This is a genomic window from Cupriavidus sp. SS-3 (assembly GCF_035818815.1).
Lineage (GTDB): Bacteria > Pseudomonadota > Gammaproteobacteria > Burkholderiales > Burkholderiaceae > Cupriavidus > Cupriavidus taiwanensis_C.
The window spans coordinates 99696-114538 of sequence record NZ_JAYLVT010000016.1; the positions used below are offsets into that span (position 1 = coordinate 99696).

15 protein-coding genes and 1 tRNA gene are annotated in these 14843 nt (G+C 67.9%); 14 read left to right on the plus strand and 2 right to left on the minus strand.

Translation table 11 applies throughout. From position 1 onward, the window contains the following. Positions 1-11: 11 nt before the first annotated feature. The 14 genes from U9J39_RS21890 to U9J39_RS21955 all read left to right on the plus strand — a co-directional run bounded on the left by U9J39_RS21890 (position 12) and on the right by U9J39_RS21955 (position 11287). Positions 12-1277: an NAD(P)/FAD-dependent oxidoreductase gene (locus tag U9J39_RS21890; RefSeq protein WP_115711243.1), complete on the plus strand. Its 1266-nt coding sequence runs from the start codon at positions 12-14 to the stop codon at positions 1275-1277. 126 nt (positions 1278-1403) lie between these two features. Beyond that, positions 1404-2303, plus strand: a complete 900-nt coding sequence (locus U9J39_RS21895) for an EamA family transporter (RefSeq protein ID WP_115711241.1) — start codon at positions 1404-1406, stop codon at positions 2301-2303. 51 nt (positions 2304-2354) lie between these two features. Continuing rightward, entirely contained in the window at positions 2355-2774 is a 420-nt protein-coding gene (locus U9J39_RS21900; protein WP_326348041.1) for an ArsR/SmtB family transcription factor, read from the plus strand. A 116-nt stretch (positions 2775-2890) separates the two neighbouring features. Further along, on the plus strand, positions 2891-4249 hold the full coding sequence (gene soxC / locus U9J39_RS21905) for a sulfite dehydrogenase (protein WP_326348042.1): 1359 nt from the start codon (positions 2891-2893) through the stop codon (positions 4247-4249). Further along, complete coding sequence (locus U9J39_RS21910) at positions 4233-5282, plus strand: c-type cytochrome (protein WP_326348043.1); 1050 nt, start codon at positions 4233-4235, stop codon at positions 5280-5282. Before soxC ends, U9J39_RS21910 begins: the two co-directional genes overlap by 17 nt. Before the next feature lie 117 nt (positions 5283-5399). Further along, positions 5400-5726: a c-type cytochrome gene (locus U9J39_RS21915; protein ID WP_035826540.1), complete on the plus strand. Its 327-nt coding sequence runs from the start codon at positions 5400-5402 to the stop codon at positions 5724-5726. 156 nt (positions 5727-5882) lie between these two features. Further along, on the plus strand, positions 5883-6338 hold the full coding sequence (gene soxY / locus U9J39_RS21920) for a thiosulfate oxidation carrier protein SoxY (protein WP_018006136.1): 456 nt from the start codon (positions 5883-5885) through the stop codon (positions 6336-6338). 50 nt (positions 6339-6388) lie between these two features. Continuing rightward, positions 6389-6700: a thiosulfate oxidation carrier complex protein SoxZ gene (gene soxZ, locus U9J39_RS21925; protein ID WP_115711233.1), complete on the plus strand. Its 312-nt coding sequence runs from the start codon at positions 6389-6391 to the stop codon at positions 6698-6700. Positions 6701-6806: 106 nt separating this feature from the next. Then, complete coding sequence (locus U9J39_RS21930) at positions 6807-7271, plus strand: DsrE family protein (protein WP_115678869.1); 465 nt, start codon at positions 6807-6809, stop codon at positions 7269-7271. 78 nt (positions 7272-7349) lie between these two features. After that, on the plus strand, positions 7350-8177 hold the full coding sequence (soxA, locus tag U9J39_RS21935; RefSeq protein WP_116311874.1) for a sulfur oxidation c-type cytochrome SoxA: 828 nt from the start codon (positions 7350-7352) through the stop codon (positions 8175-8177). A 19-nt stretch (positions 8178-8196) separates the two neighbouring features. Beyond that, positions 8197-8859, plus strand: a complete 663-nt coding sequence (soxX, locus tag U9J39_RS21940) for a sulfur oxidation c-type cytochrome SoxX (RefSeq protein ID WP_326348045.1) — start codon at positions 8197-8199, stop codon at positions 8857-8859. 5 nt (positions 8860-8864) lie between these two features. Then, positions 8865-9359: a TlpA disulfide reductase family protein gene (locus U9J39_RS21945; RefSeq protein WP_116311872.1), complete on the plus strand. Its 495-nt coding sequence runs from the start codon at positions 8865-8867 to the stop codon at positions 9357-9359. A 57-nt stretch (positions 9360-9416) separates the two neighbouring features. Then, positions 9417-11138, plus strand: a complete 1722-nt coding sequence (gene soxB, locus U9J39_RS21950) for a thiosulfohydrolase SoxB (RefSeq protein ID WP_116311871.1) — start codon at positions 9417-9419, stop codon at positions 11136-11138. A 73-nt stretch (positions 11139-11211) separates the two neighbouring features. Further along, positions 11212-11287, plus strand: a tRNA-Ala gene (locus tag U9J39_RS21955). A 90-nt stretch (positions 11288-11377) separates the two neighbouring features. Here the strand turns inward: U9J39_RS21955 and U9J39_RS21960 are convergent. Both U9J39_RS21960 and U9J39_RS21965 read right to left on the minus strand, forming a co-directional pair. Beyond that, on the minus strand, positions 11378-12409 hold the full coding sequence (locus U9J39_RS21960) for a hypothetical protein (protein WP_326348048.1): 1032 nt from the start codon (positions 12407-12409) through the stop codon (positions 11378-11380). 204 nt (positions 12410-12613) lie between these two features. Then, a complete protein-coding gene (locus U9J39_RS21965) occupies positions 12614-14533 on the minus strand; it encodes a hypothetical protein (protein ID WP_326348049.1) in 1920 nt (639 codons plus the stop codon). Positions 14534-14843 lie beyond the last annotated feature (310 nt).

The window sequence follows — 14843 nt, forward strand, 5'->3', positions numbered from 1 at the left end:
AGGAGCGAGCCATGCACAGACGAAGCTTCCTCGGCGCCGCGGGCGCCGCAGTCCTGGGTACGGCCGGGATCCGGCCGGCACGCGCCGCGGCCCGTGCCAGGGTGGTGGTGGTTGGCGGGGGCTATGGCGGCGCCACGGCGGCGCGCTACCTGCGCGAATGGAGCGGGCAGGCGATCGAGGTGACGCTGGTCGAACCGAATCCGGCCTTTGTCTCGTGCCCGCTGTCGAACCTGGTGCTGGGCGGCAGCCGCCAGCTCGGCGACCTGACGCTGCCGTACGACGCACTGGTGCGCCGCCACGGCGTGCGGCTCGCGCGCGACTCCGCGGTCGCCATCGACCCGGCCAGGCGCACCGTGCGCCTCGCGGGCGGCAGCGTGCTGCCCTATGACCGCCTGCTGCTGTCGCCCGGCGTCGAAATGATGCGCGAGGCGCTGCCCGGGCTGAAGCGGCCCGGCGGCGACCAGATCCTGCATGCCTGGAAGGCCGGCCCCGAAACCGTCGCGCTGCGCCGCCAGCTGGAGGCGATGCCCGATGGCGGCACCTATGCCATCAGCGTGCCGCTGGCGCCGTACCGCTGCCCGCCGGGCCCGTACGAGCGCGCCTGCCAGGTGGCGCACTATTTCAGGCAGCACAAGCCGCGCAGCAAGGTGCTGATCGTGGACGCCAATGCCGACATCACCTCCAAGGCCGCGCTGTTCCGCCAGGTGTGGGCCACGCAATACCCGGGCATGGTGGAATACCGGCCGCAGCACGAGGTGGCCGATGTCGACCCCGCCACGCGCACGCTCAAGTTCGAGGTGCAGGACGATGTGCGCGCCGACGTGCTCAATGTGCTGCCGCCGCAGCGGGCCGGCGCGATCGCGGTGTCGGCCGGGCTGGCCACGGCCAATGGCAAGTGGTGCGAGGTGGATTTCCTCAGCTTCGAGTCGCGCGCCGCGGCCCATATCCATGTGATCGGCGACGCCATCCAGATCGCGCCGCTGATGCCCAAGTCCGGCCATATGGCCAACCAGCACGGCAAGGTCGCGGCGGCGGCGCTGGTGGCGCTGCTGTCGGGCCGCGCCCCGGACCCGGAGCCGCTGTACAACAACACCTGCTACAGCTTCACCTCCGACCGCGAGGCGGTGCATGTGTCCAGCGTGCATCGCTACGACGCGGCGCAGAAGACCATGGTCACGGTACCGGGCTCGGGCGGGCTGTCGCCGGCGCCGACGGTGCTGGAGGGCGATTACGCGCTGGCCTGGGCGCGGGGCATCTGGGCGGAGATGCTGGCCTGACGGTGGCGGCGGTGCGGGCGGCACGGCTGCCCGCACAAAACCGCAAGAACGTGCAATGCCGCGCGCACCGGCGCTGCTACGCTAGGCGTCCCTATCTGAACTCGCGCACCCGCGCACGGCATTCCCATGCAAGCCAGAGACCGCCTCCTCGCCCTCGCCATCGTCTGCGTCTGGGGCGTCAACTTTGTCGTGATCAAGGTCGGGCTGGCGGGCGTGCCGCCGATGCTGCTGGGGGCGCTGCGCTTCCTGCTGGTGGCGTTCCCGGCGATCTTTTTCGTGCCGCGCCCGCGCGTGCCGTGGCAGCTGCTGCTGGCCTACGGCGCCACCATCAGCCTGGGCCAGTTCGCCTTCCTGTTCTACGCCATGGCGGTCGGCATGCCGGCCGGGCTGGCGTCGCTGGTGCTGCAGTCGCAGGCCTTCTTCACGCTGGCGATCGCCGCGCTGTGGCTGGGCGAGCCGGTGCGCTGGCACAACTTTGCCGGCATGGCGGTGGCGGCTGGCGGGCTGGCGCTGATCGGCGCCGGTGCGGGTGGTGCGGGCGGCATGGGCGGCATGAGCGCGGCCGGCTTCGTGCTGACGCTGTGCGCGGCGTTCTGCTGGGCCAGCGGCAATATCGTCAGCAAGAAGATCGGCCCCGTGGACCTGCTCGGGCTGGTAATCTGGGGCGCGCTGGTGCCGATCGTGCCGTTCGCGCTGCTGTCGCTGTGGTTCGAGGGGCCGGCGCGCATCGTGCAAAGCGTGACGCAGGTGTCCGGCATGGCGGTGTTCGCGGTGGCGTACCTGGCGTTCGCGGCGACGGTGTTCGGCTACACCATGTGGGGCCGGCTGCTGACGCGCTATCCGGCCAGCCAGGTGGCGCCGCTGACACTGCTGGTGCCGGTGGTGGGGCTGGTGTCGGCGCACGTGCTGCTGGGCGAGGACCTGTCCGGTACCCAGTGGATCGGCGCGGCGGTGGTGATGGCAGGGCTGCTGCTCAACGTGTTCGGCCAGCGCCTGTGGGCGGGCAGGGCGCTGGCGCGCCGCTGAGCCGGCGCGCGCGGCCCCTCATGTTGTGCTGCATCAATGGGTAAACACTATATGCGCATTCACGCATATACGAATATATTGGACGGCATGGAAGAGCTGGATCGCGTGTTCGAAAAGGTATCGGGTTACTTCAGCCTGCTGGCGGAGCCGACGCGGCTGAAGATCCTGCACGCCTTGTGCGATGGCGAGAAGCCGGTCAGCACGGTGGTCGAGACGGTGGGTTCGTCGCAGACCAACGTGTCGCGGCATCTCAACGCGATGTACCGCTCGGGCGTGCTGTCGCGCCGCAAGGAGGCGAACCTGGTGTTCTACGCCATTGCGGACGAAAGCGTGATCGAGTTGTGCCGCACGGTCTGCGTGCAGGTGGCAAGCCGGCTGGAGGACAACGCCTTGCCGTCCGTCGTGGTCGACCGCTTCATGGCCCAGCCCGCGCCGCAAGCCCAGGCGCGCCGGCGGCGCACGGCAAGCTAGCCGCGCCACCACTCTTCCGGCAGCAAACGGCGGTGCCGCACCCGTTGCGGCGCCCTGTACAACAGGCACGCCGACCGGTCTGACCGACCGGGGCGAGCGCGCCGGAGGAGACCGCATTGCAGGAACGGAACCGGCCCGGGCGCATCGTGCCCGCGCCCGAGCACTTCGTCAGCGCATCGCTGCAGCAGGACATCGGCCGGCACGGCCTGGACGCGCCGCGGCGCGACTTCCTGCGCAAGAGCTTCCTGGGGGCCGCCGCGGGCATCGCCACGGCCGCGGCGGGCCGGCACGCGCTGGCCGCGGACGGCGCGAATGGCGATCCTGCCATCCTGCAGCCGCAGCCCTGGGCGACGTCGCTGGGGCAACCGGTCGCGGCGCGCCCCTACGGCCAGCCTTCGGTCCATGAGAAAAACCTGATCCGGCGCGAGTCGCCCGGCCTGACCCGGGTGTCGGCGGCCTCGGTCGCGTTCGCGCCGCTGCAGGGCTTCTTCGGCATCATCACCCCCAACGGCCTGCACTTCGAGCGCCACCACCAGGGCTGGCACGATATCGACCCGGCGCGCCACCGGCTGATGATCAACGGCCTGGTGCGCACGCCGCGGGTCTACACCATGGACGACCTGATGCGCCTGCCGGCGGTGTCGCGCATGCATTTCATCGAATGCGGCGCCAACACCGGCATGGAGTGGGGCAACGTGGCGGTGCCGACGGTGCAGTACACCCACGGCATGCTGTCGTGCTGCGAATTCACCGGGGTGCCGCTGCGGGTGCTGCTGGACGACGCCGGCGCCGACCTGCGCCGCGGCCGCTACCTGCTGGCCGAGGGCTGCGACGGCTCGTCGATGACGCGCACCATCCCGATGGAGCTGGCCGACGAGATCATCGTTGCGTGGGGCATGAACGGCGAGATGCTGCGCCCCGAGAACGGCTACCCGCTGCGCCTCGTGGTGCCGGGCGTGCAGGGTGTGTCCTGGGTCAAGTGGCTGCGCCGGCTGGAGCTGGGCGACCGGCCCTGGAACGCCAAGGACGAGACCATCCACTACGTCGACATGATGCCCGACGGCAAGCTGCGCCAGTACACCTCGATCCAGGAGTGCAAGTCGGTCATCACCACGCCGTCGGGCGGGCAGCAACTGGTCGGCAAGGGCTTCTACAACATCAGCGGCCTGGCGTGGTCCGGGCGCGGACGTGTCAAGCGGGTCGATGTGTCGACCGACGGCGGGCGCAACTGGCGCACCGCGCGGCTGGAGGCGCCGGTGCTGTCCAAGTGCCTGACGCGCTTCAACCTGGACTGGGTCTGGGACGGCGGCCCGGCCATCCTGCAAAGCCGCGCCATCGACGAGACCGGCTACGTGCAGCCGAAGCTGGGGCAGCTGCGCGCGGTGCGCGGCACGCGCTCGATCTATCACAACAACGCGATCCAGAGCTGGCAGGTGGCGGCCGGCGGCGAGGTGACCAATGTCCATGTGGGTTGAGCTCAGGGTCGCGGCGGCGCTGCTGCTGGCGGCCGGTTGCGCCGTGCCGGCATCCGCGTCGACAGCCGCCGGCACGGGCGACGCGCGTGCGGCACTTGGCCGCACCGCCACGCCGGCGGAGGTGGCCGCGTGGGACATCGACGTGCGCCCGGACTTCAAGGGCCTGCCCAAGGGCAGCGGCACGGTCGCGCAGGGGCAGAAGGTCTGGGACGGCAAGTGCGCGTCGTGCCACGGCGACTTCGGCGAATCCAACGAAGTGTTTACGCCGCTGGTCGGCGGCACCACCGCCGAAGACATCAAGCGCGGGCGCGTCGCCGGCATGACCGGCAACCAGCCGTACCGCACCACGCTGATGAAGGTCAGCACGGTCAGCACGCTGTGGGACTACATCCACCGCGCGATGCCGTGGAACGCGCCCAAGAGCCTGAGCGTCACCGAGGTCTATGCGGTCACCGCCTACCTGCTCCACCTGGGCGAGATCGTGCCGGCCGACTTTGCACTGTCCGACGCCAATATCGCCGAGGTCCAGCGGCGCATGCCCAACCGTGCCGGCATGACCACCGAGCACGGCCTGTGGCCGGGGCGCGGCCGGCCGGATACGCGCAACACCGCGTGCATGTCGCGCTGCGCGGAGCAGGTCCTGGTTGCCTCGTCGATGCCGGACTATGCCCGCGACGCCCATGGCGACCTGGCGCAGCAGCAGCGCGCGTTCGGCCCGGTGCGCGGTATCGCGGCGGCCGGCGCGGCCAGGCCAGGCAGCGCAGCCGTGGCCGCGGCGGCGCCCGCGCCGGGCGCGCGCCTGGCCAGCCAGTATCAATGCGTGGCGTGCCACGCGATCGACCGCAAGCTGGTAGGGCCGTCGTTCGTCGATATCGCGGGCAAGTACAAGGGGCAGGATGCGCATGCGGCACTGGCGCGCAAGGTCAAGGCGGGCGGGCAGGGCACGTGGGGCGCCGTGCCGATGCCGCCGCAGCCGCAAATCCCGGATTCGGACGTGCAGGCCATGGTGGGCTGGATTCTTGAGGCAAAATAGCGGACTGGCCGCCGCAGTGCCCCCAGGCGGTGGCCAGTGTGTGCCGCCGGGCCATTGCAGCACGGCCGCGCGGCCTTTGCCGTCCCCACGGCTTTACAGAGCTTGGAGAGCTTAACAATGAAGCAGTTTGTCATCGCAGCGCTGATGCTCGGCGCCGCCGCATCGGCCCACGCGGTAGATGCCGCCAAGGCACAGGAGATCGCCAACAAGAACGCCTGCATGGGTTGCCACCAGGTCGACAAGAAGCTGGTCGGCCCGTCCTACAAGGAAGTGGCGACCAAGTACAAGGGCGACAAGAACGCCCTGGCGACCCTGAGCAAGAAGGTCAAGAGCGGTGGCTCGGGCGTGTGGGGTCCGGTGCCGATGCCGGCCAACGCCGCTATCAGCGACGCCGACCTGAAGACCGTGGTCGAGTGGGTGCTGGCAGGCGCCCCCGCCAAGTAAGACCGACTGCCATAACGGGCAGTCCGCCGATGCACCGGGCCGGGCAGTGATTGCCGCGCGGCCCGGGACAACCAGCGGCCGGCCATGTACCGGCCGCATGCAACACCCCTGAAACGGTCCACGACCGACTGGAACGGAGTAGCCGGAGAGCAAGCAATGAATTCCAAACGACGAGAAGTGCTGCGGGTCACCGCTGTCCTGTCGCTGATGGCCGCCACCGGCCTGATCAGCGAAGCGCAGGCGGCCGAGTGGAACAAGAACGCCTTTGACGGCAAGAGCGTTGCCGACGTGATCAAGGCCCTCGGCGGCAGCGGCACCGAGAAGAGCACCGCCATCACCTTCACCGCCCCCGATATCGCCGAGAACGGCGCCGTGGTGCCGGTGGCCGTGACCAGCACCCTGCCGGATACCGAGCAGATCGCGATCCTGGTGGAAAAGAACCCCAACACCCTGGCCGCCGACTTCATCATCCCGGCCGGCACCGAGCCGTTCGTCTCCACGCGCGTGAAGATGGGCCAGACCTCGGTGGTGCACGCCGCGGTCAAGGCCGGCGGCAAGTGGTACGTGGCATCGAAGGAAATCAAGGTCACGCTGGGCGGCTGCGGCGGCTGACGCCGCGCCCCTGGACCGAGATTCCCGCCAAACTGCAACAGGAGAAACACATGGCAGACCCGATGCGCGTACGCGCCACCGAAAACGGCGGCGTGGTGGACGTCAAGATTCTGATGAAGCACGACATGGAGACCGGCCAGCGCAAGGATGCGTCCGGCAAGGTCGTCGCGGCCTGGCATATCCAGACCGTGACCGCCCAGTGCAAGGGCAAGGAAGTGTTCCGCGCCCAGTTCGGCCCGGCGGTGTCCAAGGACCCGTTCCTGAACTTCAAGTTCAAGGGCGGCGCCAAGGGCGACAAGGTCGCCGTGACCTGGACCGACAACAAGGGCGACAAGCGCACCGACGAGGCCACCATCGCCTGAGGCCGCGCGGTCCCGGCCCGCGCCCGGCATGTTGCCGGCACGTCGCGCCGTCCTCTGCTAAGGTTCGGGGCGGAATGCCGGGACGGACCCGGCCGGAAGGAGCATTATGCGGCGAGCATTTATTCGAGCATCGGCGGCCCTGGCCGCCATCGGCCTGGCAGCCAGGGCTTCGGCCCAGTCCGGTCAGTCGACCGCGGCCGGTGCGGGCAAGGGCGGGCGCGTGAAGGTGGTGTACCAGTTGTCGGAAGGCATCGACCAGGCGGTGCGCGCGATGGGCAACCTGCGCAACCACCTGAATGGCGCCCCCGGCACCAGGATCGTGGTGGTCGCGTTCGGCTACGGCGTCGACTTTCTCGTCGAAGGCGCCAAGGACGCGCGCGGCAACGGCTTCGAGAGCCCGGTGGGCGCGCTCGCGGCCGACGGCGTGGAGTTCCGCGTGTGCCGCAATACGCTGACCGCGCGCAAGATTTCCGAATCGCAGCTGTTGATGGAAGCCAAGGTGGTCCAGGCCGGCGTGGTCGAGATCGCCCGGCTGCAGGCCGAGGAAGGCTACGCCTATATCAAGCCCTGAGCCGGGCTGGCGCTGCCTGAAGGCAAGACAAGAGAAGAACGGCCCGTCCACAAGGGCGCGGCCGCGAGGAGAAGCCCCATGAACACCATCCGAAGCCAGCTCCGGCGCGCCGCGCTGGCCGCGGCCGCCACCGCGGCGGTTGCAGGCGCCGCCGCCGTGCATGCGCAGGGCAGCACCGCCGACGAAATCGCCAAATACCGCCAGATGCTGGCCGAAGGCAATCCCGCCGAGTTGTGGGAAGCCGCCGGCGAAGAGCTGTGGAAGAAGCCTGCCGGCCCGAAGAACGCCTCGCTCGAGCAATGCGATCTCGGCAAGGGCCCGGGCGTAACCAAGGGCGCCTACGCCGAACTGCCGCGCTACTTCAAGGACACCAACAAGGTGATGGACCTGGAGCAGCGGCTGGCCCACTGCCGCATGACGCTGCAGGGGCTGAGCAAGGAAGAGGCCACCAAAACCCCGTTCTCGTCGTCGGGCAAGCCGTCCGAGATCGAACGGCTGGTCGCCTACCTGACCGGCGAGTCGCGCGGCGTGAAGATGAACGTGCAGCTCAGCCATCCGGAAGAGAAGCGCACCTATGCGCTGGGCGAGAAGATGTTCTTCTACCGCGGCGGTGCCTATGACTTTGCCTGCGCCACCTGCCATGCGGTGGACGGCCAGCGCATCCGCCTGCAGGACCTGCCCAACCTGCTGACCGACAAGGGCGCGCAGGCGGCCTACACCACCTGGCCGGCGTACCGCGTGTCGCAGGGCGAGGTCCGCACCATGCAGCACCGCCTGTACGACTGCCTGCGCCAGCAGCGCTTTCCCGAACCCGCCTATGGCTCGGACGTGATCACCGCGCTGACCATGTTCCTGGCGAAAAACGCCAACGGCGGCACCTACGACGGCCCGGCGATGAAGCGCTGACCAGTACGGGAGAGACACCATGCAACGACATACCAAGGCAGTGGCCGTCGCGGCCCTGGCCGCCCTGCTGGCAACCGGCGCGTATGCGCAAGACAGCGGGAAGGCCCGCACCGCCAAGGGCAAGCCCGCCGCCGTCAGCGGCGCCGACATGAAGCAGCTGATCGAAGACTCGTTCTCTTCGCGCGGCCCGGTCACGGTCGAGGGCGTGCTGAACCAGGACGGCATGCAGCAGGCCTGCAGCCAGTATCCCGACCGCACCCGGGTGCCGGCCAAGCTGGCGAAGAAGATCGAGGCCGCCGAGCTGAAGCAGGTCAAGTACCCAACCGACGACAAATGGCTGGGCGACTGGAAGGAAGGCGAGAAGGTCGCGCAGAACGGCCGCGGCATGCAGTTCACCGACCAGGTCGGCGGCACCAACGGCGGCAACTGCTACGCCTGCCACCAGATGACCAAGGCAGAGATCTCGTTCGGCAACATCGGACCGTCGCTGTATCAGTACGGCAAGCTGCGCGGCAACTCGCAGGAGGTCATCAAGTACACCTGGGGCAAGATCTGGGACTCCAGCGCCTACGCCGCCTGCTCCAACATGCCGCGCTTCGGCCACAAGGGCATCCTGACCGAGGCCCAGATCCGCGACGTGATGGCGCTGCTGCTCGACCCGGCCTCGCCGGTCAACCAGTAACGCCGATGCGCGCGCCCGCCATGCTGCTGCGCGCGCTGCTGGCCGCGGGCCTGTTCATGGCCGCGGCCGGCGCCGCCGCGCTGGAAGTGGGCGACACGGTGCGCCTGCCCGAGGTCCGCACCCTCGACGGCCGCACGCTGAGCGCGGCCGCGCTGGCGGGCAAGCCGCTGGTGGTCGAATACTGGGCCACCTGGTGCCCGTTCTGCGCGATGCAGAACCCGCGCCTGCAGAAGCTGTACGAGCGCACGCGCGGCACGCCGCTGCAGGTGCTGGCCATCAGCATCGACAAGGACCCGCGCGAGGCCGCCGATTACATGAAGAAGCGCGGCTACACCTTCCCCGCGACGATGGATTCGCCCGCGCTGCAGGCCGCGTTCGGCAAGCGCAAGGGGCTGCCGGAACTGTACGTGATCGACGCGCGCGGCCGCGTGGTGCAGAAGGAAGTGGGCGAGATGCTCGAAGACGACGTGGCCGCGCTGGAGCGTTACGCGAAGCCATAGCGATGCGATGCCGGACGCCATGCGCCCACCGGCACGCACTTATCCACAGGACGAGACATGAACCGACGCGAGTTCCTGCAGGTGCTGGCCATCGCCGGCGCCGGCGGCATGAGTTTTTCCCACCAGGACGCGCACGCCGCGCAGGCCGTCGAGTCGATGTACGACCTGCCTCGCTTCGGCAACGTCCACCTGCTGCATTTCACCGACTGCCATGCGCAGCTGCGGCCGGTCAATTTCCGCGAACCCAGCGTCAACCTCGGTATCGGCGACTACGCCGGCAAGCCGCCGCACCTGGTCGGCGAGGCCTTGCTGCGCCATTACGGCATCCGCCCCGGCACGCCGCAGGCGCATGCGTTCACCTATCTCGATTTCAACGAGGCCGCGCGACGCTACGGCAAGGTCGGCGGGTTTGCGCACCTCGCCACGCTGGTCAAGCGGCTCAAGGCAGGCCGGCCGGGCGCGCTGCTGCTCGATGGCGGCGATACCTGGCAAGGCTCGGCCACGGCGCTGTGGACCAAGGGGCAGGACATGGTCGATGCGGCGCTGGCGCTCGGTGTCGACGTGATGACGCCGCACTGGGAAATGACGCTCGGCGCCGAGCGCGTCAAGGAAATCGTCGACAAGGACTTCAAGGGCAAGGTCGCCTTCCTGGCGCAGAACATCAAGACCAACGACTTCGGCGACCCGGTGTTCGATCCGTACGTGATCCGCGAGATCAACGGCGTGCCGGTGGCCATCATCGGCCAGGCCTTCCCGTACACGCCGATCGCCAACCCGCGCTACTTCGTGCCGGACTGGACCTTCGGCATCCAGGAAGAAAACCTGCAGCAGGTCATCGACGCGGCGCGCGGCAAGGGCGCGCAGGCGGTGGTGCTGCTGTCGCACAACGGCATGGACGTCGACCTGAAGCTGGCCTCGCGCGTGCGCGGGCTCGACGCCATCCTCGGCGGCCACACCCATGACGGCGTGCCCGCGCCGGTGGCGGTGAAGAACGCCGGCGGCACCACGCTGGTGACCAATGCCGGCTCCAACGGCAAGTTCCTCGGCGTGCTCGATTTCGACGTCAAGAACGGCAAGGTGGCGGACTTCCGCTACCGGCTGCTGCCGGTCTTCGCCAACTACCTGCCGGCCGACCCGGCCATGGATGCGCTCATCCACAAGGTACGGGCGCCGTATGAAAAGAAGCTGTCCGAAGTCCTCGCCGTCAACCGCGGCCTGCTGTACCGCCGCGGCAATTTCAACGGCACCTTCGACCAGTTGATCCTGGATGGCCTGATGCAGGTGCAGGGCGCGCAGATCGCGTTCTCGCCGGGCTTCCGCTGGGGCACCACGCTGCTGCCGGGCCAGGCCATCACCATGGAACACCTGATGGACCAGACTGCCATCACCTACCCGTACACCACCGTGACGGCGATGAGCGGCGAGACCATCAAGACCATCCTCGAAGACGTCGCCGACAACCTGTTCAATCCCGACCCGTACTACCAGCAGGGCGGCGACATGGTGCGCGTGGGCGGGCTGCAGTACACCATCGATCCCGCCGCCGGCATGGGCAAGCGCATCACCGACATGCGCCTGGCGGGCAAGCCGCTGGAAGCGGGCAAGACCTACAAGGTGGCGGGTTGGGCGCCGGTCGCGGAGCAAGCGCGGGAGGCCGGCGGGGCGCCGGTCTGGGACGTGATGGCGCAGTGGCTGCGCAACACCCGCGAAGTCAGCGCGCGCCCGCTGAACCTGCCGCGCGTGCGCGGCATGGACGGCAATGCCGGCATCGCGGCGTGATGTGGCAAACAGCACGCACGGCCGCGCGGAGGATTGAAGCGCGCCGCCCAAGTACGCTACAATCCTCCGCGACGGGCCGATAGCTCAGCTGGGAGAGCGCTGCGTTCGCAATGCAGAGGTCGGGAGTTCGATCCTCCTTCGGTCCACCAGAATTCTTCGCAAGTCCGTAATTCGAACGAATACCCCGGAGCCGCCAGGCTGCCGGGGTTTTTTGTTGGCGGCGTTCCCGCCGTCCCTCCTCACAACGCCGCAGCGACCTGCACTGGCAGCGTTTCCAACCCCAGCAACTCCCTGAACCCGGCCTCGTGATGCCGCAGCGCATGGGGCGCATACCACGCGTGGGCGGCCCGGCCGATGCGCCAGGCGGCATCAGGGGCCGGTGTCATGGCCTCGATCGACGGCAGGTAGTGCCCGGGCGTGATGCCATCGTGCACGCCGCTGCTGCGGGACAGCAGCACCGGGCAGACCGCGTGGGCGCAGTAGGCGGCGAAGACCCCGCTCTTGGCCGCGTAGTCGACGGGGTAGGCCAGCACCCCATAGGTCGATACCGACAGCAGCCGCGCCGCCTCTGCGGCTTCGACGCGGCCGTGCACCACCGCGCCGCGCCGGGCGATGCGGGCGGCGAGGCCGGTGTCGGCGAGGGGCGGGCCGATGTCGTGTAGCGTGAAGCCGGCGCTGCCGACCCAGTCGAACAGGGCCTCGCCCGCCTCCTGGTACGTCTGGGCGCGCAGCGCGGCGCCCCCGAGCACCACCACGGCGGCTTGCCGGTCCCGCTGCGGCACGCCGCTTTCCCCCAGATTGGAAAACACCGGCAGCACCCGGTGCGGCCGCGCCGGCGCGTGGGCGCTGAGCCAGCGCGCCGAACCCTCGCGGTTGGTCACCCAGAAGTCGGCCAGCGCTGCCAGTTCGGCGGCAATGTAGCGCTGCACCGGTGAGAGCCAGAATGCCGAGCGCCATGGCGCGCCGTCGGCATACAGTTCGTGGAAGAAGACGCCGAGGCGGCGGATGTGGGGGCGCGCCTCGCGCAGGCGCCGCAGCAGCCACAACGGCGTACCGCGCGTGGCGTAGCCGTAGCCAACGTAATGGAGGATCACGTCGGCGCCGGCCAGCGCGGCCGCCGGCAGGTCGGGCGTCGCCTCGAGCAGCTTTCCCTGCAGCAGCCCGTTGAGCGTCGCGGCATAGTCCCTGACGCCACCTTCGCCGGGCGCGACCAGGCTGATGGGGGCGCCGATGCCGCGGGCGTTCAGGTCGTGGGCGGATGGATTCGGCATTGGGACGGGCTCCTTGCGCATATGGCGAGGTTGTCATGTCCCCGGGCTGGCAATCTGTGCTCCAGCGCACGCCGCGTCACGGCGTGGCCGGCTTTGGCCCAAATGGAAAAGGCCCGCACGGCGAACCGTGCGGGCCTCGAACAAGCGCTATCAGGGGCAGAAGCTTGCCGGGATCAGCCGGCGCGCTTCAGGCTGACATGGCGCTCAGGGTACATTGCTCTGGGTGAAGTTGAACGGCTTGCCGGCCACCGCATAGGAACCGCCGAACTCGAACTCTTCATTGCCCGACTGGCCCACGCCGATATACATCGGGGTGTTCCCGCCCTGCAGGTTGATCGGCGCATAGCGATAGTTCAGCACCTGCTTGCCGGCATAGTCGGTCACCGAGAACACGCTGGTCAGCAGCGGGCTTTGCTGGGTTTCAGACACCGTGATCGGATCGACCATACGCGAATCCTGCAGCGTCTTTTCGACCGTCAGCGTTGCCATGTCGACCAGCTGGACCTTCTGCTCGCCACGCGACACCACCCACAACTTGGTGTTCGAGTTGCCGAAGCTCTCGCGATTCACCTGGTGGATCATGCTGGTCGGGTTCTTGCCCACTTGCAGGCTGGTCACTTCCTTGATCAGTTCCGGATCAAGGTTGGTACCCGACTGCACGCCAGCCACCGAGATCGCGTGGATCACGCCGTCTTCCGTCGCCACCCAGGCCTGGCCGGGGTTGGCCAGCATCGAGACCCTCACCGCGGTCGGCTTTTCGGCCAGGCTCATGGTCTTGACGATGGTCGGAGCGTAGTTGTCCACCGAGAACGTCTGCGGCCATTGCGAGTCTTCCAGGCCGGTATTGTTCAGGGTGTTCTGCAGATCGCTGAAGCTGCCTTCGAAGTAGGTGTTGTTGACCTTGTCGAACAGCGGCTTCAGGTCCAGGAACACCACCTTCTTTTCCGACTTCGAGATCACTGCGGCCACGCCGGCGCGGGAGATCAGGTCGGCGTTGACGCCACCCGGGGCGTAGCTCTTCTGGTTGGCTTCGCTCAGGCCAGGCGTCGCTTCGTCGCGACCCAGGCTCGCGCCGCGGTCACCCACCGGGTCACGCATCCAGCCCTGGGTGGTGTTGTCCTGCATGACGCTGAAGTCGGTCACGGCGGAAATCTCCGTCGGGGCCTTCATATCCGGCAGGTCAACGAAGCCCAGCAGCTTCATGAAGACGAAGTTCGACATGTTGCGGAAGCCCGGATAGAGGCCATGCCACGACATATCGCTGGAGTCATACGGACCCCCCACCTGGCTGCCGTCGGCGAGGCTGCCCAGCGCAATCACCGCCACCTGGCCCTTCAGGTTCTTGGTGTCCCAGATGGTCACCAGGGCAAATTCGGAATTCGACGTAATGGCGATGGCCGTGGGCACCTTGCCCTCCGGCAGCTTCACCGAAGCCGAGTGCGAAGCCGTATTCATGCCGACCGAGGCAATCAGGCCGTTCTGAAAAGCCACCAGCGATTGTGCGCAATCGTGCTCGCTGCAGCGGCCCATGGCGATAGGCTGCGTCGGCATCGCACCACCGTTGGCCGTGACGTGTTCCTTCAGCAGCGGATTGGTGGTGGTATGGCCCCAGAACCACGGGGTCTGCGGCTTTTCGGCAATGGTGCCGGCGCTCAGCGCCAGCGTCAGCAGCGGCGTGACGCCAGAGTCCGAAGCGGAGTCCGCGCGGAAAATCACGTCGCCCATGTTGCTGCCGTAATCATTGCGGGCACAGTCGAGGTTACCCAGCTGATAGATCACGTTGGTGCTGGTATCCATCGTGGCGCCCGGGTAATCCTGCTGGAAACAGGTATTGCCGTGCGGGTAAAAGGTCTTGTCCTCGGGTTTCCACACCGTACCAACCGCTGCGGGGGCGGAATTACTCGCGCCGTAGCGATAAGCCATGGCTTTTTCGCCGGAATAATCCGAGGCAATGGCGACATATTCGTCGGCATTCAAATTGCCCGAGCCGTCGAAAATCTCGTCGGCGACTTGAGTGGATTCCGCTGCCGGAGTGGTCGGGCCGCGCGAAGCTTCGGTCGACGAGGTGCTACCGGAGGTGGTGGCATCGCTGCCATCGCCACCACCGCCGCATGCCGTAAGCACCACAGCGGCGCAGGCGGCAGCCAGGAAGTTCAGGCTCGGCAGAATGTAAGTATTGCGCGCTCTGCGCAGGTCGGATGGGTTATCGCGAGGGAGATTTTTCCCAGTCATTGATATTTAAGTGAATGGATAAAAGATGAAAGTGAATAAACATCACCACGCCCGTTCTTGTGCCGGTTTGCAGTGTGCGCGACGAATTGCAGTGGCATAAAAAGCGGATCGGGTTAACCCCTTGGAAAACCCGGCAGCGGCGATACTAGGGGTACGTGTCCGAGACCGTACAGGCTGGTAACAATGGGTTACGTGTGATTTT

Excerpts from the sequence above, each read along its gene's own strand:
- U9J39_RS21890 (WP_115711243.1), top strand. The coding sequence starts at position 12 with ATGCACAGACGAAGCTTCCTCGGCGCCGCGGGCGCCGCAGTCCTGGGT.
- U9J39_RS21895 (WP_115711241.1), top strand. The coding sequence starts at position 1,404 with ATGCAAGCCAGAGACCGCCTCCTCGCCCTCGCCATCGTCTGCGTCTGG.
- U9J39_RS21900 (WP_326348041.1), top strand. The coding sequence starts at position 2,355 with ATGCGCATTCACGCATATACGAATATATTGGACGGCATGGAAGAGCTG.
- U9J39_RS21910 (WP_326348043.1), top strand. The coding sequence starts at position 4,233 with ATGTCCATGTGGGTTGAGCTCAGGGTCGCGGCGGCGCTGCTGCTGGCG.
- U9J39_RS21915 (WP_035826540.1), top strand. The coding sequence starts at position 5,400 with ATGAAGCAGTTTGTCATCGCAGCGCTGATGCTCGGCGCCGCCGCATCG.
- soxY (WP_018006136.1), top strand. The coding sequence starts at position 5,883 with ATGAATTCCAAACGACGAGAAGTGCTGCGGGTCACCGCTGTCCTGTCG.
- soxZ (WP_115711233.1), top strand. The coding sequence starts at position 6,389 with ATGGCAGACCCGATGCGCGTACGCGCCACCGAAAACGGCGGCGTGGTG.
- U9J39_RS21930 (WP_115678869.1), top strand. The coding sequence starts at position 6,807 with ATGCGGCGAGCATTTATTCGAGCATCGGCGGCCCTGGCCGCCATCGGC.
- soxA (WP_116311874.1), top strand. The coding sequence starts at position 7,350 with ATGAACACCATCCGAAGCCAGCTCCGGCGCGCCGCGCTGGCCGCGGCC.
- soxX (WP_326348045.1), top strand. The coding sequence starts at position 8,197 with ATGCAACGACATACCAAGGCAGTGGCCGTCGCGGCCCTGGCCGCCCTG.
- U9J39_RS21945 (WP_116311872.1), top strand. The coding sequence starts at position 8,865 with ATGCGCGCGCCCGCCATGCTGCTGCGCGCGCTGCTGGCCGCGGGCCTG.
- soxB (WP_116311871.1), top strand. The coding sequence starts at position 9,417 with ATGAACCGACGCGAGTTCCTGCAGGTGCTGGCCATCGCCGGCGCCGGC.
- U9J39_RS21960 (WP_326348048.1), bottom strand. The coding sequence starts at position 12,409 with ATGCCGAATCCATCCGCCCACGACCTGAACGCCCGCGGCATCGGCGCC.